This window comes from Sneathiella sp., from assembly GCF_029233945.1.
Classification (GTDB): Bacteria; Pseudomonadota; Alphaproteobacteria; order Sneathiellales; family Sneathiellaceae; genus Sneathiella.
The window spans coordinates 37,573-57,627 of the sequence record NZ_JARGOQ010000003.1 but is presented as its reverse complement, the minus strand read 5'-3'; the positions used below and the strand labels follow the sequence as shown (position 1 = coordinate 57,627).

General features: G+C 54.6%; 18 protein-coding genes and 1 tRNA gene. 12 read left to right on the top strand and 7 right to left on the bottom strand.

Translation table 11 applies throughout. The features are described 5' to 3' along the window. Positions 1–24: 24 nt before the first annotated feature. The 6 genes from P1U71_RS02120 to dndA all read right to left on the bottom strand — a co-directional run bounded on the left by P1U71_RS02120 (position 25) and on the right by dndA (position 7,799). The gene (locus P1U71_RS02120) at positions 25–1,863 is read right to left on the bottom strand and encodes a DUF262 domain-containing HNH endonuclease family protein (RefSeq protein WP_301103899.1); all 1,839 of its coding nucleotides are present in this window, start codon (positions 1,861–1,863) and stop codon (positions 25–27) included. Continuing rightward, complete coding sequence (locus tag P1U71_RS02115) at positions 1,860–2,348, bottom strand: hypothetical protein (RefSeq protein WP_301103898.1); 489 nt, start codon at positions 2,346–2,348, stop codon at positions 1,860–1,862. Before P1U71_RS02115 ends, P1U71_RS02120 begins: the two co-directional genes overlap by 4 nt. Continuing rightward, the gene (locus tag P1U71_RS02110) at positions 2,348–4,327 is read right to left on the bottom strand and encodes an AAA family ATPase (protein WP_301103897.1); all 1,980 of its coding nucleotides are present in this window, start codon (positions 4,325–4,327) and stop codon (positions 2,348–2,350) included. Before P1U71_RS02110 ends, P1U71_RS02115 begins: the two co-directional genes overlap by 1 nt. Continuing rightward, the gene (locus tag P1U71_RS02105) at positions 4,327–4,539 is read right to left on the bottom strand and encodes a CxC ATPase DNA modification system associated small protein (RefSeq protein ID WP_301103896.1); all 213 of its coding nucleotides are present in this window, start codon (positions 4,537–4,539) and stop codon (positions 4,327–4,329) included. The genes P1U71_RS02110 and P1U71_RS02105 overlap by 1 nt, the downstream gene beginning before the upstream one ends. Beyond that, positions 4,529–6,430: a DEAD/DEAH box helicase family protein gene (locus P1U71_RS02100; protein ID WP_301103895.1), complete on the bottom strand. Its 1,902-nt coding sequence runs from the start codon at positions 6,428–6,430 to the stop codon at positions 4,529–4,531. Before P1U71_RS02100 ends, P1U71_RS02105 begins: the two co-directional genes overlap by 11 nt. Positions 6,431–6,629: 199 nt before the next feature. Beyond that, entirely contained in the window at positions 6,630–7,799 is a 1,170-nt protein-coding gene (gene dndA, locus P1U71_RS02095) for a cysteine desulfurase DndA (RefSeq protein ID WP_301103894.1), read from the bottom strand. A gap of 69 nt (positions 7,800–7,868) precedes the next feature. Here dndA and dndB point away from each other — a divergent pair, with 69 nt between their 5' ends. The 12 genes from dndB to P1U71_RS02035 all read left to right on the top strand — a co-directional run bounded on the left by dndB (position 7,869) and on the right by P1U71_RS02035 (position 19,687). After that, on the top strand, positions 7,869–8,981 hold the full coding sequence (gene dndB / locus P1U71_RS02090) for a DNA sulfur modification protein DndB (protein WP_301103893.1): 1,113 nt from the start codon (positions 7,869–7,871) through the stop codon (positions 8,979–8,981). Then, positions 8,956–10,488, top strand: coding sequence for a DNA phosphorothioation system sulfurtransferase DndC (dndC, locus tag P1U71_RS02085; protein ID WP_301103892.1), 1,533 nt, complete (start codon positions 8,956–8,958; stop codon positions 10,486–10,488). Before dndB ends, dndC begins: the two co-directional genes overlap by 26 nt. Further along, positions 10,485–11,549 carry a DNA sulfur modification protein DndD gene (gene dndD / locus P1U71_RS02080; protein WP_301103891.1) on the top strand — a complete coding sequence of 355 codons (1,065 nt, stop codon included), beginning with the start codon at positions 10,485–10,487 and terminating at the stop codon, positions 11,547–11,549. Before dndC ends, dndD (P1U71_RS02080) begins: the two co-directional genes overlap by 4 nt. Positions 11,550–11,572: 23 nt before the next feature. Continuing rightward, positions 11,573–12,448, top strand: a complete 876-nt coding sequence (dndD, locus tag P1U71_RS02075; RefSeq protein WP_301103890.1) for a DNA sulfur modification protein DndD — start codon at positions 11,573–11,575, stop codon at positions 12,446–12,448. Then, the gene (gene dndE / locus P1U71_RS02070; RefSeq protein WP_301103889.1) at positions 12,448–12,822 is read left to right on the top strand and encodes a DNA sulfur modification protein DndE; all 375 of its coding nucleotides are present in this window, start codon (positions 12,448–12,450) and stop codon (positions 12,820–12,822) included. The genes dndD (P1U71_RS02075) and dndE overlap by 1 nt, the downstream gene beginning before the upstream one ends. Positions 12,823–13,516: 694 nt before the next feature. Next, positions 13,517–14,884 (top strand): DNA methyltransferase, encoded by a 1,368-nt coding sequence (locus P1U71_RS02065; protein ID WP_301103888.1) that lies wholly within the window; start codon positions 13,517–13,519, stop codon positions 14,882–14,884. Next, on the top strand, positions 14,881–15,285 hold the full coding sequence (locus P1U71_RS02060; RefSeq protein WP_301103887.1) for a DUF5681 domain-containing protein: 405 nt from the start codon (positions 14,881–14,883) through the stop codon (positions 15,283–15,285). Before P1U71_RS02065 ends, P1U71_RS02060 begins: the two co-directional genes overlap by 4 nt. After that, on the top strand, positions 15,275–15,679 hold the full coding sequence (locus P1U71_RS02055; RefSeq protein ID WP_301103886.1) for a hypothetical protein: 405 nt from the start codon (positions 15,275–15,277) through the stop codon (positions 15,677–15,679). Before P1U71_RS02060 ends, P1U71_RS02055 begins: the two co-directional genes overlap by 11 nt. 320 nt (positions 15,680–15,999) lie before the next feature. Then, entirely contained in the window at positions 16,000–16,938 is a 939-nt protein-coding gene (locus P1U71_RS02050; RefSeq protein ID WP_301103885.1) for a hypothetical protein, read from the top strand. A 187-nt stretch (positions 16,939–17,125) separates the two neighbouring features. Then, entirely contained in the window at positions 17,126–17,464 is a 339-nt protein-coding gene (locus tag P1U71_RS02045; protein WP_301103884.1) for a DUF3489 domain-containing protein, read from the top strand. Further along, positions 17,461–17,952 (top strand): DUF2924 domain-containing protein, encoded by a 492-nt coding sequence (locus tag P1U71_RS02040; protein WP_301103883.1) that lies wholly within the window; start codon positions 17,461–17,463, stop codon positions 17,950–17,952. The genes P1U71_RS02045 and P1U71_RS02040 overlap by 4 nt, the downstream gene beginning before the upstream one ends. Further along, positions 17,945–19,687, top strand: coding sequence for a recombinase family protein (locus P1U71_RS02035; protein WP_301103882.1), 1,743 nt, complete (start codon positions 17,945–17,947; stop codon positions 19,685–19,687). The genes P1U71_RS02040 and P1U71_RS02035 overlap by 8 nt, the downstream gene beginning before the upstream one ends. Before the next feature lie 264 nt (positions 19,688–19,951). On the opposite strand, the gene P1U71_RS02030 is transcribed toward P1U71_RS02035, so the two are convergent. Continuing rightward, positions 19,952–20,044: transfer RNA gene (locus tag P1U71_RS02030), tRNA-Ser, on the bottom strand. Positions 20,045–20,055 lie beyond the last annotated feature (11 nt).

The window sequence follows — 20,055 nt, the reverse complement described above, 5'->3', positions numbered from 1 at the left end:
CTCTAACGTTACCACGATATAGCGTTAGGGCACGAAAATCTTCTCAGCTATCTCCGCCAGCAGCGTTGTGCGCTTATCGACATCCGCTTTCGCCCATGACTTGTTCTTCGCGATTTGGCGATTAATGCGAAGGTTCGATTCTTCGAAAGCAATGCGCTTTTCGGCGAAATTTTTGTTCCCAGCGGCATCATTATCGTCCGGACCGAGGATGGTCAGATTTCCAAGAAAATGCTTGGCCGGTTCCAGTTCGGCAACACTATCCTTGGAATCGAGCTTTTGCGGATAAATATGCTCCAAGGTCGTGTTAGCGATATCCAATACCCGCGTCTTGTCTTTGCATACAGGAGCACCTTTGGCACCCTCATCGTACCATTGGAGGTAGTCTTCAATCGTGATGAGCAGATATCTGATATGACCATTACCGCCACGGATCGAGTATGTGAGTTCACTGACGGCTGCTGAAAAGCGTTTGCCCGAAGCATACTTTTCAATCAGCTCTGTTAGTGCTGCCCGCAGCGTTCCGACTTTGTAGCTGGTCGGGTCTTTCCGAATGATCAGTGCGTGCTCATGATATAACTTGGTCGCCGGGCTGATATGAGCGTTGCCTATGGTTTTGTACCGAAACGCAAACCGCTCCAATGACGCCACGGCTTCCGCAAACCGCTTTGGTTCGAGCAACTGCAGAGCCATGAGCAGAGGCATCGCATTTGTATGTTTGAGATGTCCGACCAGTAGGTTTAATCGCTCTACGTCCCATTGCGTGACACCGACCTGATCAATGTAGGGCCACTCGCCGTTGTTGAGCTGGTTCAAGAGTGCAAATTCATCGTCAAGCCGTTTTACCTCACCTAAAACCTTACCAGCCTGCGTCTGAGTTATCGGCTTTGAAAGCGATGACTCGGCAAAACGGACCACCATAAAACTATCAGTTACATCGGATTGCTTGGGCCTGTAGCCCTCATAAGATCCGAAGTACCAGAGCAGGTAATCGTCAATCGACGTAGGGGGATATGCCAGTGTGCTGTCCCAGCGCTCGGCCAGCTCGTTCTGGGTGGCAGCGACTGGCGCATGATCGAGCAGTTCGAGGGTCCTCGCCCTCAGCAGATCACCATTTGTTAGACTCACGCCCCGGTCATTGAGCACCTGGAAAATGCGGTAGGCTTCTGAGCGATTGTCGGACCACATGAAGATAACCGTGCAGTCCTCGGCGAGCACATGGTCAATCAGGTATTGAAGCTTGGTCGCCTGCCCCGAAGCAGTCTTCTCGCCTTCGAGTTCAGATGACAGAAATGCTTTCAAACGCTTCCAGGCAAATTTGATCCGCTCGTGAGAGGGGCGCTCGGTCGCAGGATCGCCTCCTGTCAGAATCGCCTGGAAAAACGTATTGTCCGCCTTCGAAAGCGTAAGCTTAGGAACGACTTTATACTCAAGCCCCACCGCATAGCGGTGAGTCAGATATAAGGATTCGATCTTGGCGATGGTTTGCTGTAGATAGCCGAGTGCTTTCCCATCTTCTTCAGAAGACTCCTCGTCGTCCTCAATACCAGCCGATATCTCCTTCATCGAAAACACAACGGCCGCGGCCAGCATAACAAAGGACGATATTCTTTGCTGTCCGTCGATTACCTCGTAACTCGGGCGGCTTGAGCCGGGGACGTTCAACCGGGCGCTCACAATCCCACCAAAAAAATGATTTCTCTTTTCTCCCTGATGTCTTGCACTCACACATTTGCCGAGGTCTTCCACGAAGTCCTCAATTGCATCAGCATCCCATGCATACTCGCGCTGATATTTTGGCACTTCGAATGTCTGGTTCTGTTCGAAGAGTACGGTGATGGATTGATGAGCCGTTTCGATTGTCATGAATGTGCCAATTCGCTATCTGCGCCGTTCAGTGCAGCGTCTACTCGTCGCTTATAGGAGCGCAGGAATGTTTCCAGCGAGCGGGGACGGTCTTCAAACCACTCGATAAGTTGCTCGTACCCGCCATGCGCGTATTTATTGAACTCCCGGACACCTTCATCGCTCAAAAAATTAGGAGCTTCCGGAGTGACTAGATGCGCGATTGCCGAATGCACTTCGCGGCGTTCATCCATCGACACGCCAAGAACCTCAAGTTCCGATTTGAGGAACAATCCGACGAGCAACTTGCCGCGCGAGCTGTACCTGTCAGGAAAGTACGCCACAAGTTCGGCGGTTTCATCCAGCGGGACGGCTTCTTTGCGTTTGACTGTCACGCCCGCGACGAAGCAGAAATAGAACGCATCGAAATCCGTCTTAAACACCCTCTGGTCGCGGAGGTCCTTGAACCACTGACGTGCATCCAAACGTAGCCGGAACGGTAGCATCAGACAGCCTCCTCTTCTTCGAGCTGAAACGCATTGAAGAAGTCTTCGCCCGTAACGTTCAGCCCGTCGCCCGTCTCCAGAACGTTCCCTTTCTCATGGGCCGCCCGTTGAAGCTCGTCCGAGCCTTTGCGGAATAATGTGATGAACTGAATATCGGTGTTACTGGCGCGCTTAAGCGGCGCGATGAAGCGGGCGCGTTCCGAGGAAATCGTGAAGGCGATGAACTGGCCCGTCAAATTAGGGATAAGCTCTCCGATTTTCGGGCGGACGGCGAGATCGATTGGGCCAGCCGGGCTATCTACAACGAAAGGAAGTTGATGGTCGGATCGATGAAATAGCGTCGCGAGGAACGCATATGCAATGGAAAGCGTTTCGCCCACACTGCCGCCTTCCTGGCCTTCTAGGATCAGGTTTTGTTCGATCCGATCAATCGAAATGTTGTTGTCGGGCATCAACTCGGATATGCGTGCGTTGGCCTGGTCGCATAGTTCCGAAGTAATCCCGGCGCGGGCCTTCTTGTGCGCACTGTTGATAATGACCGTCAGGGCGTCACGCCTGGCCTTCTCCGTAAGCGTATGTGTGATCTCCGCAAGCTTCCTTTCCGCGTCATCTATCCGCTTTTCGAGAATTTCGATCCCGTATGTTCGTTCGTCGTTTTGCGTTTGATCCTTGCTCTCAAACTTTTCCAGATCATCATCAACACTCTCGATCTGGCTCCGCAAACTCTCGATGTCATCCCGGGCGCTCTTGACGGCGGGGTCAGCTTGCTCGGCTTCAAGCCTCAGGGAGTCCCTATCATTGCGGGCTTCGTGCTCTTCTTCTACGGCTGATCCCAGACCTGCTATTCGCGTGTTCAGGTCTTTCTCACCTTCATCCGGTTCGTCACCAATGGCGTCCTTTATTGACGTCTTCATGGAATTCAGGAGCGCAACATCCTCGGTGCCAAGATATCGAGCTGCGCGGGTACGGATCGTCGCGGCGATTTCGGCATCAATCGGTCTGCCGCAGACGCATTCCGTCTCACTTGCCAGGTCTTCAAAGAATTCCCGCGCTGCACTTTCGGGCAGCTTTACTCTGTCGAGCCCGTCCTTGAGGGCCAGCATGGAGGTTGCAAACGAGGAAGAAAGAGCATGTGGATCACGCATCCGGTCAAGCACGTCCAGCGCCTCTTCGCGGACCTTTCCCTTGAGTCGCTCAACCTTTGTTTCCGCATCGTTCAATGCCTGAAAGCGTGCGTCTTCCTTTTTGATTTCCTGTTGATAGGCATCTTCCTTCTTCTGAAGCTGGGCAGAGATGTCCGCTCGCTTTTCCTGTACCTGCTGCTGTTCGCGCTTACATTTGGCTAGATGACTTCTGAGAGTGGTCAAGCGATTTTGCCGCCGGGCCAGTCCGCGTTCCTCGGTCGCGCTGACGTTTTGCGTTTTACTGTCCCAGTACTCACCGACTTTGCGCGCCATCGCATCAAAGGCGTTCATCTGGAACAGGTTTTCCACGACGACTTGAGCATCCGTGTATTCCCTGTCGAGGAGGTGCTGCGCCAACTCACCGTCAAAGACATAGAAATTGACGAAATTCTCATTCATGAAGCGCCTGAAATCAGACGGCGGATGAAATCCGTCGCGTCGCCCTGGTCCGTGCGTAGTCTTGTAAGCCACACGGCCATTCTCGAAATCGAACTCCATAACGATAGTCGCGCGCCTGTCGTTAAGAAGTAGACGTACCTCAAAAGACCCGTCAGGCGCATCGCTGTTTCTCTTTCGAAACTCCGCTATCGTATGCCGGTCCCAACCGGGAGCGGCGGCGGCACCTGATAAGGCCGCCCGCAACAATGCCAGCGTTGTCGTCTTGCCGGTGCCGTTCGGCATCTGGATGAGAGATACGGGAAAGGGCTGGCCATCTGAATCCGCGCAACTGATTTCATGGTCGGGACACCGGAGGCCCTGGGCCTTCCAACCGAGAATGCGCATGACGGCTGGCATCAGTCTTCGTCCTCTATATCGGTGTTTTCTACAATGGTGCCTTCGAACAGGACTTCCAAATGCCGGGCCGTTGTGGCCTGGTCATTGATGTCTTCGTTCCCTGACGTCACGGCTTCGAACCACGCGATCAGGCGGCGGGCCAATGTTTCTGGTTGTCCCGCTTCCTTGACAGCTTCGTTAATGGCTTGTGTGATCCGAATATCAATTGCCACTTATCGTCTCCCCCGCACGCACCATGGAGAGATTTATCAGCCACTCCGCGCGTTCCTCATCAGCATTCTGTTCGCCGCCCTCATCCGATTGTCGGATGAAATCGACGATGTTTGCGATCTTTTCCGGATTGTCCGGATCGGTTCGCAGGCAGCGGCCCATACGCTGGATTGTTTCAAGCCGAGCGCGGGCCGAAGAGAACAAGATCACTGAATTCAGGGATCGAATATCGATTCCTTCCGATACACGATGACAGGTGATCAAGCATTCCAGCTCGCCGCGCGCAAAGCGCTTCAAGGTCTCGGACTCTTCCCCCGAAAAATAAGTATGGAAGTCTGATCGGTATTTGTGAATGATCTCCAGTACTTCATCCCCATATTCTTTTGTCTCGACAAACACGATACACCGCTCAAGCAGATGCTGGTTCTCGCGTATGAAGCTGTCGAATATCGGCAGTTTGGCTCGGGAAGTCTTGTAGACGCGGGCGATCTCTATCCAGACTTCCTCATCACTCATTGGATTACCGGCGGCTGCGCGCGCCGCCTGCCGCTTGTAAACGTCGCGGACGCGCTGCCGGTCTTCCGCCGTCAGTTCATAGGGCAATGGAAAATAATCGAATGGGGCTAGGATTTCGCGGCGGATCGCGTCGTCCAGCTCGAACCGCATCAGTTCCGGGCCGATATGCGTTGAGAGGAAGGCGTTCCCTTCATCGTCGTACTCGCGCTCCGGCGTCGCGCTTAAGCCCAGCCTGAAGCGGATGTTATCCGACATCCCGTCGAGCCTGTTCCGGTTCGCAGGGCTACCTAATCCGTGGACTTCATCATGGATAAGCAGTGTCCTCTGCCCGAGTTCGGCAGGCAACTGGCGCAGAGCCGATGCCAGAGGTTGGCGTGAAACGAGGAGGATCGCACTCTTCGGCTTAAGCAGAAAACCCTCGACTTCGCGGGAAGATTTGTAATGGCGGAACACTTTCGCGCCAATGTCTTTGCGTACGTTGAGTAGTTCTGCATACCATTGGTCGAGCAGGTCATTACCGTCCGTGCTGACAATCACCGTGTCAATGCTGTCGCGTTCGTATAGCGCGCGCAGAATTTTGAGGGAGGTGCGGGTCTTACCCGTTCCGGTGGCCATGTTAAGGATTCCGCGCTCGGCCGCAAGGAACTCATCGAGCGCATCGTCCTGGTGACGCCACTTGTTTTGTTTTTCTTGATGCTTGCGCTGTCTGTGGCCAGCTTCCCATTCGCCGCAAGCTCTTATCAGTTGCTGACGGGCCGCATCAGGAAAGCTATAAACGTCTACGCCTTTATCGTTATCCTCCCAAAGGTCTTCAAAATGCTGTCTTTTGCGGGGCGCGCGGACGGTACTGATCCATGAAGGGTAAACATCCACGCATTCTCGATTGTTTTCGAATGCGTTGCGGCTTTCGTTCGATGATCCGGTAAAAGCCACATAGTCTTCGCCGTCGAAAAACAGCCCGATCTTTTCGTGATAGATGCCGGTTCCGGTCTTTGGCACCGCAATCTGAATCTCCAGGCGACCCAGTCCCAGCAATCGGATCAAACGTGCCGTTCCGTCGCCGACTCCGTCCGCAAAGTCCGTTTCTATGATCTGCTCAAGACGCTGTGCGCAGATATCCTGCTTAGGTATGCCGTTCCGGATCGCCTCGAGATCGTTATGGGAAAGTTCGACCGATGTTATCAGTCTGATATGGCCGCCGTTCTTGATGAATTCTCCCAAGGGAGCACCGAATGATTCCAACGCACTGCTGGAGAAATAACCAACGGCACGCCAATAAGCTTCGGCCTGAGCAAGCGACGGGCGGAAGAAAGCTTCAACGATGCTATCGTATCCGGACCGGTAGTCTTCCTGATATTTAATATCGCGCAACCTCATTGGTCGTGACAGTGCCCCCCTTGAATTGATCTCTTCCCTCGATCCATACGATCCCCATCGTCATACCACCTTGCGCAACATCGTTCGTAGCGGGAGACCAGAATCTCGTTTTTGTTCATAAAAAAGTTTGCTTTGCAAAAAGTTGCAGAGCGACCTTTCCTGCCTCTTCTGCCATAGCTCATTCGTACCTGCCTCGTCATCATCGGAGAGTTTCGATCCGCGCGGCCAGCAAGGGCCAGTCAACGTCGGGGGTCAGGTGTGACCAGGACACGCGGATCGCACCGGAAATTGCTTCTTTCGGCAGCCCCATGGCCTCAAGGACATGGCTGGGTGAATAGCTTTGCGAGGTGCAGGCGGAACCGTTAGAGACAGCCGCGACATCCTTGAGCGTAACCATAATGGCCTCGGAATCGATACCGGGAACAGAAAAATTCAAAACATGCGATAATGTGTGATCCGGGGCGGAGTGCGTCCGGATTCCCAGCGGCTCCAAGGCGGCCAATGCTTCCTTACGGATAACGCGACACCGTTCTTGTCGAGCTGCCAGTTCCTTTAGCGCGGTTTCCGCCGCCACGCCAAGCCCGACAATCAAAGGAACCGGAAGGGTGCCGGGCCGCAAACCACGCTCCTGACCGCCGCCATAGGCGAGCGGCTTGAGCGGCGGACGCTTGAAGCCACGCCGTCGTGCAACGAGTGCACCAACGCCGAGCGGCCCATAAATCTTGTGGCCGCTTATACTGATCAGATCGATTCTCTTGCTGCGCAGAGGCTCAAGGTCTTTGCCATAGCCCTGTGCGGCATCGACATGAAAATAGACGCCATCGTCATCCAAAATGTCTGCGATTTCCCGGAGCGGTTGGATCGAGCCTGTTTCGTTGTTCGCATGCATCACCGACACAAGTAAGGTGTCGGGGCGCAGCGCATCCTTGATCGAATCAGCTGAAATGAGACCGTTCTTATCCGGTCGCACCAGCGTCACCGAAAAACCTCTGGCCTCCAAAGCCTCCAGCGGCTCCAGAACCGCCTTGTGTTCAATGGCCGTCGAAATAATGTGACGGCGGTTCGTTTCTTCGCCAAAGACTGCCAAACCGAGGGACGCGAGGTTGTTGCTTTCCGTCGCTCCGCTCGTGAATATAATTTCGTCACCGGCGGCTTCAACAACCGCCGCCACTTGTTCACGAGCCTGCTGGACAGCTCGCTTGGCGCGAAGCCCGTACTCGTGAGTACGGCTCCCCGCATTACCCAATTCGTCCGACATCCACTGAATTACCGCGTCCCGAACCTTCGGCTCGATAGGGGATGTAGCGTTGCAGTCTAGATAAACTGGACCGCCATCTTGTTTGTATGTAGATGCAAACGTATGTTTCATATTTGACAAACTTCGGTTACTGTGATTCAGTATATCTGTATCCTATAACCTTTCGGTTTGAAAAGAAATATGAGCGACGGTTTTGAGTATCAATTTCCCGCCATTAGGGGCATTCAGGCGCAACGGGAATACTATGTTTCCATGTGCCCAATGCGGCTTTTACCCAAACTGTTCCAGTTCGACGAGGACGAACTCGCACCCGAGCTACGGGCGCAGCGACAGCTTAACAGAGCACGGATTCCAGAACTTTCCCGTTACATCACGGAAAATGAAGATAACTACGTTTTTTCGGCCATTACCGTCTCCATAGATGCCGATATCGCGTTCGCCCCTTTCGCTGGAGAGGGGAAAGCCAATCGAATCGGCATATTGAAAATTCCTATGTCAGCGCGTTTCATCATCAATGACGGTCAGCATCGCCGCGCAGCCATCGACCTTGCCTTACGCAACCATCCCGAGCTAGGCGATGAGACCATCGCTGTTGTCTTTTTTCTCGATAAAGGGCTGGAACGCTGCCAGCAGATGTTTGCAGACCTCAATCGCTATGCCATCAGGCCATCCACATCACTCAGCATTCTCTATGACTATCGTGATGAAACGGCCCGGTTTGTGAAGTCGCTGATTGCGGGTTCCAATATATTTGGTGATGTAGTTGAGCTGGAAAAAACCAGCCTTGCACAACGTTCCCGTCGGCTCTTTACCCTGAGTGCAATTTACCATGCAACGACCGAGCTGTTGAACGGCATGCAGGAGTCCACTCCTGAAGAGGCGGCCCGGCTTGCGCTTGAATTCTGGGAGACTGTAGCGGCGCAGATGGATGAGTGGGAGCAGGTTCGCAGCGGCGATCTGACCGCTGGTGAAGTGCGTACGGATTTTATCCACACTCATGGCGTGGTGCTGCAAGCATTGGCGCGGGCAGGTCGAACGCTCATCTCCAAATATCCCAAGACGTGGCAAACGAAGATCGTAAAGCTAAAGACTATAGACTGGCGACGTGCGAACAGTCCATTGTGGGAAGGCCGCGCCCTAGTCGGCGGGCAGCTTTCAAAAGCACATCAAAACGTCGTCCTAACTGCAAACGCTATCAAGACCCATCTGGGCCTTGAGCTATCGGATGATGAACTGCGTGTTGAAGACGCGTACAAGCGGGGGGCAAATGGCATCAAAAAAGCCACAGCGTAATTCGGCATTTTCAGCCGTCGGGTTTAAGAAGACGATTGAAGCGCTCAAGCAGGAAATCGTTGATCTTTATTTGTCGGACGAGATCCCATGGGTGGTTGGCTACAGCGGTGGGAAAGATTCTACAGCTGTTTTGCAGCTTGTCTGGCTGACGCTTGCCGACTTGCCAAAGAACAAGCGCTCCAAGCCGGTATATGTCATTAGCACCGATACGCTGGTTGAAAATCCCGTCGTCTCTCTGTGGGTTTCGAAGTCGCTTGACCGTATGAGCCAGCAGGCTGCCAATCAGGGCCTTCCGCTGACTGCACACAAGCTGACGCCCGCGCCGGAAAACACGTTCTGGGTAAACCTCATCGGGCGCGGATATCCAGCACCCCGACCGAAATTCAGATGGTGTACCGAACGTCTGAAAATCAACCCATCAACGCAATTCATTAATTCGGTCGTCCAGAAGCACGGAGAAGCCATCCTTGTTCTCGGAACGCGGAAAGCCGAAAGTGCGGCGCGCGCGAAGGTGATGGAACGTTTCGAGCAAAAAAGGGTCCGCAACCGTTTAAGCCCGAACGGCAGTCTGCCCAACTCCTACGTCTATTCACCAATCGAAGACTGGTCGAACGACGATGTTTGGCTGTTTCTCATGCAGGTGGGAAATCCCTGGGGCTACAATAACAAAGACTTGCTGACAATGTATCAGGGTGCTTCGGCCGACGGCGAATGCCCGCTTGTCGTCGATACAACCACGCCGAGCTGTGGCGACAGTCGTTTCGGATGCTGGGTATGTACGCTTGTCGAAAAAGACAAGTCGATGCACGCAATGATTCAGAACGATGAGGAAAAGGAGTGGATGTTACCGCTTCTTGAGCTGCGAAATCGGCTCGATCCTCCAAAAACACCGGACGGTGACCGTCCATTGCGGGATTTTCGACGCATGAACGGTGCGGTCCAACTATATAATGACAGGCCGATTCCCGGGCCTTACAAGCAAAAAGCCCGTGAAATGTGGCTGCGTCAGGTGCTCGAAGCCCAGCAGCATATCCGCGAAAACGGGCCCGACGAAGTTCGCGATATCGAACTGATCACACTCGAAGAGCTTGAGGAAATTCGGCGCGTCTGGGTCGTCGAAAAGCACGAAATCGAAGACGACCTGCCGCGCGTTTATGAAGACACCACTGGAAATAGATATCCGGGCGGCAGCCTGGATGATAATCTCGTCATAGGTGCGATGGAAATGGAATTATTGCGTGAGCTATGTAGTAGTGATGAACTGCACTTCCAGCTCGTACGTGAACTGCTCTCGATTGAGAAGCGGCACAAATCCATGCTACGCCGCGCGGGTCTATACGACGCTCTTGAATCCTCATTTTACAGAAATTTCTACGAAGACGAGGGCGATGCTGTCCAAAGAGCACGAGTTAGACGCGATGCGCTCGGTGAAGCACGAGAACGCGCCAAGGATGAACTTACGCCTGTAGAAGCCCCCTCATCTTTGTTCGATGAGGCCTGCAAATGATCCTAGACGAAATCATACTCCATAATTTTGGACTTTATCGGGGCACGCAGCGTGTTGGCTTGACACCTCCAGCTCCCAACAAACCCATTGTCCTGATCGGCGGGTTGAACGGCGGAGGGAAAACAACGTTCCTTGACGCTCTACAATTGGTTTTGTTCGGACCTCATGCAAAGTGCTCCAATCGAGGCTCACTTGCTTATTCAGAGTATCTTTCCCGCTGCATACACAGAAGGTCAGGCAACACTGAATCCGGAATTGAAATCAGCTTTCGCCATACAGTCGAAGGGTCAGAGGAGCACTATCACCTGCGTCGCTTCTGGAAACTATCAAGCAGCGGCTGCAAAGAGAGATTTGAGGTACTAAAAAACGGTCAACCCGAACCGACTTTGGCGGATAACTGGGCTACCCAGGTTGAAGAATTCTTCCCTGCCAATATCGCCCATCTGTTCCTATTCGACGGTGAGCAAGTTGAAGCCTATGCCTCGCAAACCGACTCTTCGACCCTGATTGGTGCGGCTATCCAGAACCTGTTGGGACTGGATATGGTTGACCAGCTTGAAAAGGATTTGCTGGTCTATGAGCGCCGCAAACGTTCGGAAAACAAAGATACGCCACGGCACGCTGAAATCACATCAGCACAGGACGCGGTGCGGGAACTGCGGCGCCGCCTTGATGCCCTGAAACAAGAACGCGCGGCGTTGCAGACACATCGGATCGATAAGCAGCAGCGCGCATTGAAGAAAGTGGAGGAAAAATACCGCAAAATTGGCGGCACTCTCTACGACCACCGGGGCGCAATTGAAAGCAAATGGTCGGATTCCGTTCAGCGGGTCGAGGACGGCGAGGCTGCATTGCGGGATTTTGCCGGTGGCGCCTCTCCCCTGCTTCTGGTGCGTGTTCTTCTCGACTCAGCAGAATTGAGAGATCAGCATGAGGAAGATTGCCGCCGTGCCCGCGAACTTGCGGATGCACTTAACGATAGAGACAAAGCCGTGCTTAAACATATGCGTGTGCAGAAAACGGCGAAAAAAACAATCGATGCTCTCAAGACTTTCTTTTAGGCCAAAAAGATACTGTCCTTGGCATGACACCGGAGGTGCGTAGCGATCTTCACGCATTACTGCGGGGAGATTTGGACCAACTCGGTAATGATGCAGGCAGGCTTGTTACCCAACAGCGCAGTCGGCGCGCCCATGAAGAGCAGACGCGGGTTGAATACGAAAGTATTCCCAGCCCGGATGCGGTAGAGCAAATAGCCAAAGAACGCGAAGAGCTTCGCGCCGAGATTGCCGAACTCGAAGCCACGTATGCGGCTATGGAGCAGGATATTGAGCGTCAGCAGCGCGAACTGGAGCGCCGCGAACAAGCACTTGCGCGGCTGTTGGAGGCCGATGTGAAAGACCAAGGCCACCGCGACGATCGTTCACGAATCTTGCGCCATTCTGGAAAGGTTCGCAAAACCCTGGAAATTTTCCGTCGTGCCGTGATCGCCCGTCATGTGAGACGCATTGAGCAATTGGTCCTGGAAAGCTACCAGCAACTTTTGCGCAAGAGCGCCCTTGTCACGCGTCTTTCAATTAATCCAGAAGATTACGCTCTCACTCTTTACGGTCGTGACGAAGAACCGTTGAGCGCCGAAAGGCTGTCTGCGGGTGAGCGCCAGCTCCTTGCTATTGCGCTGCTTTGGGGTCTTGCTAAGGCGTCCGGACGCCCATTGCCGACCGCTATCGATACCCCGCTGGGGCGGCTCGATTCCGTTCACCGGATGCACCTGGTTGAACGTTATCTACCTTTTGCCAGTCATCAGATATTGCTGCTTTCAACTGATGAGGAAATAGCAGGCGAATATCATGAGCGCCTGCGTCCGTGGATCGGGCACACCTATCAACTCGCCTATGATGACAAGACTGGAGCAACGCATATCGCCCCTGGCTACCTTCCAAAGAAGGAGGCGGCGTAGTGGCCATAGAGCATATACGCCTCTCACAGCAGGCGAAAGACCAACTCATCAAACTCAAGCGGGTTACCGGTATCGAGCACTGGAACGTTCTGGCCCGCTGGGCACTTTGCTTATCGCTCGCCGAGCAGAGTATGCCTCCGCAATCAAAGATCCCGGCCGATAGTAACGTTGAGATGAGCTGGAAGGTTTTCGGCGGACGCTACGCGGACCTATACCTTGCCTTGGTAAAGGAGCGATGTGTCCGGGATGGCCTTGGAACGGACCCTGATACAGTCGCGCAGCAATTCAGACTACATCTGCATAGAGGCATATCCTACCTCTTTGGAAACAAGGGCTTGCGCAAGATAGACGATCTCATCGCACTCATCGCCTGAAACCGTGCTTGATGTATACGGTAAACTCCACAATTGGACAATAATAACCAACGGACGAGTCGAATCTTCACGACCGCTAAAGTGTATCCTCATTGACTTGAATCTCCAGATCGATATGCGCTCGTATATCTGAGGCTTGGGGCTGAAGCTTTGCGCTAGGGTTTAAATGCAATCTCCAATTTGGCATCAGTATTGGCAGCGCGATATTAGGCTCGGTTTTTTTTGAAAGCGTATTGATTTTGCCCAGTTCTTCGACCATCTCTGCTATTATTTAAGCCAAACCTTTGCCAGCGTCCGCAGAGTGATTGCTCTAAACTTGCGCGGGATAACAGCATAACGCTTCTTGGACCAATTTCATAAATCGCATAATCAAAAGTGGAAAAATAATAAATCCCTTCTGAAATATCCTCTCGTAATTACAAACAAACCCGAGTTGTCATTTGTTGCGCAAGGACTTAGCCGATATTTCCCCTTGCAATTGTTGCGTGTTTATCCTATGTTTAGGTTGCCTTAGAAGGAGGCAAACGTCAGGCATGGCCCTGCCGGGACCTTTCTTCGGTGGATGGGAAAGCGGAGCATGGTCTTGCGCGTCGTCCTGAACGGTCCATAGCTTTCCATGGTGTGAGCGTGGTTTTCGGTAACTTCCGGAACTGCGCTTTTTTTATGGCTGGTTCCGATTTTATAGGAGCCAAACATGCTCATAAAACATATGGAAATAAAACTTCAGCGCCTTGATGCGCTCACGCCCTATGCGCGCAATGCCCGCACCCATTCAAAAAAGCAGATCCGGCAGATCGCCGACAGCATAGAAGAGTTCGGCTTTACCAACCCGGTCCTGGTCGATGGAACGGGCGGTGTCATCGCTGGTCACGGCCGGATCGAGGCGGCGCGGTTTCTTAAGCTCGAGACCGTGCCGACGCTCTGCCTTGCGGATCTGACAGAAGAACAGATCAAGGCCTATATCATTGCCGACAACCGCCTTGCGGAGCTTGCCGGCTGGAACCCCGAGATCCTCGCCATCGAGCTGCAGGAACTTCTCACGATCGATCTTGACTTCGATATTACCCTCACCGGGTTCGAGACCCCCGAGATCGATATTCTCATCGGTGAACTCAATGCGGAGACGTCAGATGATCCTGAAGAGAACATCCCTCTCGTTGATAACGGACCGGCCATCACGCAGGTCGGCGATATCTGGCAGATCGGAAAACACCGGTTGATCTGCGGCGATGCCACCGATGCGAATGTCTATGCTGCCCTTCTGGGAAAGGACAAGGCGCAACTGGTCTTCACCGACCCACCCTATAACGTACCCGTCGACGGCCATGTCTGCGGCCTCGGCAAGGTCCGCCACCGTGAGTTCGCCATGGCGACGGGGGAAATGGACGAGGAGGGCTTTACTGGCTTCCTCGGCACCGTCTTCAAAAACCTCGCCTGCTTCAGTCAGGACGGCGCGGTCCAGTTCATCTGCATGGACTGGCGCCATATCGGCGAGATGCATGCGGCGGGCAAGCTCTCCTACTCTTCATTGATGAATATCTGCGTCTGGGCCAAGACCAACGGCGGCATGGGATCGCTCTACCGGTCACAGCATGAACTGGTCTTTGTCTTCAAGGCCGGGACGGGCAAACATATCAACAATGTCGAGCTCGGCAAACATGGTCGCAACCGCACCAATCTCTGGACATACGCCGGGATCAACAGCTTCGGCAAGACCCGCGATGCGGATCTTGCCCTGCACCCGACAGTAAAGCCTGTCGCCCTGGTTGCCGATGCCATTCTCGACTGCTCGAAGCGGAACGGCATTGTGCTGGATGCCTTCGCCGGTAGCGGTACCACGCTGATAGCGGCGGAGAAAACCGGACGGCGTGGCTATGGCATCGAGCTTGATCCCCGGTACTGCGATGTCATTGTCAGACGGCTCGCAGAGGCCACCGGCGTTCCGGCGGTCCATAAAGAGACCGGCCAGACATTTGACGCGATAGCTGCGGAACGAACAGAAAACTCCGGTGAGAGCTCTCTCCCCGGCACGGTCATCAATCGAGAAGGGAGAGCGTCATGACGGACAGGAAAAAGCCTGATGGCGACTATGAGGTCGGTCATGGCCGGCCGCCGAAAGACACCCGCTGGAAGAAAGGCCAGTCGGGCAATCCGAAGGGGCGGCCGAAGAGCAGGAAGACCGGCCCGGTCGATATCTCGGCCTTTCTTGATGAGCCGGTAGCTATGAAAATTAACGGCAAAGCCAGAAAGATACATCCCTTTGAAGCCATGGTCTGGCGAATGGTTCAGCAGATGATGAAAGGAGAAATCACCCCCCTGATCCGGCTTGTCGAGCTCTGCGAGGATCATGGCCTTATTGATACCCCGCCTCCGGAAAGCGACGGCGGAGTGATGGTCGCGCCGAAAGGAATAACGCCTGAACAATATGTGAAACAATATGGAGAGATCATCGATGACGAATAACGGCCAGACAGGAGGAAGAACCCAGAAAGACGGCGTCAATCCGGGTGGACGGCCAATGGGGTCGAAAAACCTTAAAACGATGCTGCGGGATATCATGCTGCAGGAATATGTCGTGATGGAGGATGGCAGGAAAAAGCGGCGGACGCTACTGGACATCACCCTGCTCAATCTCCGCAAGGCGGCCCTGGACGACGCCCGCCCCCGGGCAATGAAGAAATTCGGACAAATACTGGAAAGGTACCGCCCCGGCATCATCAACGAGGGTTCCGGGGTTCTGCTTGCCCCCGCCGAGATGACACCGGAAGAGTGGATGGCGGACCAAATAGAGAAAAACAAGACCCGTAAGCCGCCGCCTGGCGCCTTTGACGACGATGAAGACTGGAAAAACCGCTAACATCAATGCCACAGTCCGCCCCGGTTCTGCGGAAACCGGACCAGCCATCACCTGATCCGCTTGAACTCGGCGGCCCGGCAAGCTAACGTCCGGGTCGCGGGTATGGTTTTACCCGCCGGGGCTTAAGAACCCTGCACACAGCGGCTGGCATCAGCCGGAATGATGCCGCCTTTCGGTCCTCTATGGCCGGGAGGCGGCGATGTATGTCCAGGCTTCACGGCTAAAGATCGTCGCGGTTGTCACGTTGCAACTTCTTAACTCCCGGTCACCAGAGCGGCAACGCTCCGGTGACCTTTTAGTTTTATAAGGAGTTCGGAGCAATGACACGGAAGACATTTACAAAGGCACGCTATATCAAACTCGGTGTGCGGGGCGGATGGGAACAGCATTGCCTGGAAGAGGGCATTGCTCCCCTCGCCTATTATGATGTCCCCCACGAGATGGCCCGTTCCGGTGATCGGGAGGCCATCAGAAATGTTTTTCTCGATCAGGGGAAAGCCGCAGGGACCGCCACCGGACATGCCAGTCAGATCCTCGGCTTTTACGATCCCGATCCCGATGTTGTCTGGGTCACCTTCTCCGGCGGATCACTCTGGTGGGCGGAACTTGCCCCCGACGTCGAGTATCTCGGCAGTGACCCGAAACAATATCCGCAAGGAAGCCGCTTCCGCCGCACGATATCGGGCTGGCAGAAGGTCTCGTTCTCGGGCACGCCGCTGCTGATCGGCGAGCTGAGCGGCAATCTCACCAAAGTTGCCGCGTACCAGGGAACCATCTGCACCCTGAAGCCGGATCAGTTTGACTATCTGCTGCGCAAACTGCAGGACGAGGACCTGCCCGAGATCACGGCAGCGCAGGACGCCCGCAGGCAGTTGCTGGCGACAACCGAAGTGATCATCCGGCTTCTCACCTGGCAGGATTTTGAACTCTTTACCGAGCTCCTGTTCAGCCGGAGCGGCTGGCAGCGCATCAGTTCTCTTGGTGGCACCCAGAAGACCCTTGATCTGGAGCTCCTGCTGCCGACTACCGGAGAGCGGGCGATCGTCCAGGTCAAGTCCGCGACCAGGCAGGCCCAGATTGATGACTATATAGAGCAGTTTAATGCGATGGCGGCGGATAAATATTTTTACGTCTATCATTCCAGCAAGCAAAGTCTTGATGCCCGGGACAGCGACATCATCCTGATGGACGCCGCTGCGCTCGCCGGTCAGGCGCTGAAGGCAGGTCTCATAGACTGGCTGATCAAGAAGGCGGCGTGAACAAACCGGCTGATGTTCACCCGGTGCAGAAAGGACTGGACTTCCGCCGCCAACAGAGCGGTACTGTGACGGCGATATAAGGATGCCTGAACGCCTCCCCTCGCCAGCCCGGCCTCCTCCCTCAGGTGCCGGGCTCGCCTCGGTGCAAGCCCTGGTGTACCGCCGAGGCAAAACCACGGAGGTCGATATGACAGTAACAGAGACAGAACCGAAACCGGAGGCAATTGAAGCAAAGGCGAAAATGCCGCCATCAAACGCAGGGCCCGCCAAAGCGGCGGCCAAGCAGGCATCCTCTTCCAATGCCCGGAAGCCGGTAAAACCCTCCCCTACAAAGCCCAATATCATTCTGAAGCTCATCAAACGTCCAAAAGGCGCACGGATGCAGGACCTGCAGAAGGCGACCGGATGGCAGGCGCACAGTATCCGGGCCGCTCTGACGGGTTTGCGCAAGAAAGGGGTGCCCGTTGAGCGGCAGAAAGGCAAGGATGGCATCAGCCGCTACTCCCTCTCCGGAGACCTGGAATGAGGGCCGACAGATCACTACCAAGTGCCGGCGCGGTTGATAGAAGTAATATTGATATCGAACAGGAAATCGCGTCCCTTCGAAGCGCGCCGACGAAAGACCTGCATAAAAAATGGCAGCGACTGTTCAATACACCGGTTCCGCGGAGGTTCAGCCGCGACCTCGTCATCCGGCGTCTTGCGCATACCCTGCAGGAAAGGGCCTTTGGCGGTCTGGCGCCTACGCATCGACGGAGACTGGTGACCCTTTCCCGGCAGCTCGCAGAGAACAATCTCGCTGCTCTTGATACCAGGTTCGGCCCCAGGCCGGGTTCAAGACTGATCCGCGAGTGGCAGGGCCGGACTTATATGGTCAATGTCCTCGAGAACGGGTTTGAGTATGAGGGAAAACGTTATGGCTCCCTGTCACAACTGGCCCGGGAGATTACCCGCACCCGCTGGTCGGGGCCGCGCTTCTTCGGCCTGAAGAAGACGAAGGCAGATCATGGGTAAACAGCCTGTCAAACGGGCAAAGCCCTCGTCCGAAACCCGCTGCGCCATCTATACCCGCAAGTCCCATGAAGAAGGGCTGGAGCAGGAATTCAACTCCCTTGATGCCCAGCGCGAGGCCTGTGAAGCCTATATCGCCAGCCAGAAGCATGAGGGCTGGAAAATGCTCTCCGACTACTATGATGATGGCGGCATCTCCGGCGCCACCATGGACCGTCCTGCCCTGCAAAGACTGCTCGCTGATATCGCCGCGGGCAGGATTGATGTGGTGGTTGTCTACAAGGTCGACCGGCTGACCCGTGCCCTTTCCGACTTTGCCAGGATCGTCGATATCTTCGATGCAGCAAAAGTCTCCTTTGTCTCGGTAACTCAGGCGTTCAACACCACCACTTCCATGGGACGACTGACCCTTAATGTGCTGCTCTCCTTCGCGCAGTTCGAGCGCGAGGTGACGGCCGAGCGCATTCGTGACAAGATCGCCGCCTCAAAGAAGAAGGGCATGTGGATGGGCGGCAACCTGCCACTCGGCTACGACACCCTGGATCGCAAGCTCGTCATCAACAAGGCCGAGGCGGAAAAGGTGCGCCATATCTTCCGGCGCTATGTCGAGCTCGGCTCCGTCGCCATCCTTCGTGAGAAACTCAAATCAGACGGCATTGTCAGCAAGGTCCGGACGTCCGCGAAGGGCCAGCGGAAGGGTGGTAATCCCTTTGCTCGCGGGGCGCTCTATCATCTGTTGCAGAACCGTATTTACATCGGCGAGATACCCCATAAAGGTACTAGCTATCCCGGGGAGCATCAGGCGATTGTGGGCCAGGGCTTGTGGGATCAGGTGCAGACGCGACTGGCGGCGAACAGGCGCCCGCGACAAACGGGAAGCAAGACTAAAAGCCCGAGCCTGCTGACCGGACTATTGTTTGATGGCAACGGGCAGCGGATGACCCCCAGCCATTCGAATAAAAAGGGGCAGCGCTACCGTTATTATGTCTCCCGCACCCTGATATCCGGACCCCGCACGGCAAAAGACAGGGGACGGCGACTGCCGGCCCGCGAAATTGAAACACTGGTAACAGACAGGCTGTATCGGTATCTCGAAGATGAGGCCTCGATGCTGGATGCCGTTACAGCAGAGATCAGGGATCCAGACAGCCAGCAACAGTTCCTTGGCAAAATCCGGCATTTACGGCAATGCTGGGCCAAGCTTGAGCTTACAAGGATGCGGCAGATCCTCCTGTTGCTGATTGACCGGGTCGATGTGTTTGGGGAGCATGTCGATATCCGGATTGACAGGAATGCCCTTACCTTGCTCGACGGTGAGATCACATCAGCCCGGAAAGTGCAGAGAGTTGGCAAGGATGTAAATATCGAGATCCTTCATATCCCGGCGAAGCTGAAACGCACCGGTATGGAAATGCGGATGCTTGTCAATGGAACTTCCACGCGAGACGGGGCTCAAATACCGGACCGCAGTCTGGTCCGGTTACTGGCGCAGGCAAAAATGTTCCAGGATCGTGCCCTGCAGAATGAGGCCTGTACCATCGGACAGCTCGCAAAAGAGGCGGGTATCAGTGACAGTTACTTTACCCGCATTCTCAGGCTGAATTATCTAGCGCCGGAAATTGTCCGCGCAATTCTCACCGGAACACAGCCACCGGAACTGACTGCAAAAAAGCTTGTCTCGGCTTCCCGCCTGCCTGTGCTCTGGCAGGACCAGCGCAAGCTGTTTGGCATCATCTGAACCTGACTGGAACAGCTGCGACCCTTCATCTTTCCTCGGCCTTTTTTATGCCAAACTTGAAGTTATCTGCATCTTAAATCTCTCCCTTCCGTACCAGAAAACAGGGTCAGGGAGATAATCGGCCATTAGGCCCGTGGGTTATTGCGGAAAACTGTCTCCGGAGCTGGCGCCGCGATGCTGCCAATGCGCTAACTTACGGGAATTTAGGGACGAATTCGGCTATACAGGAAAACAGGAGTTTGAGGAATTATCCTGTCTGTGAAGTGGCGGTGAGCGAGGGATTCGAACCCTCGATGGAGCTATAAACCCCATACTCCCTTAGCAGGGGAGCGCCTTCAGCCACTCGGCCAGCTCACCGGAGGCGGCAA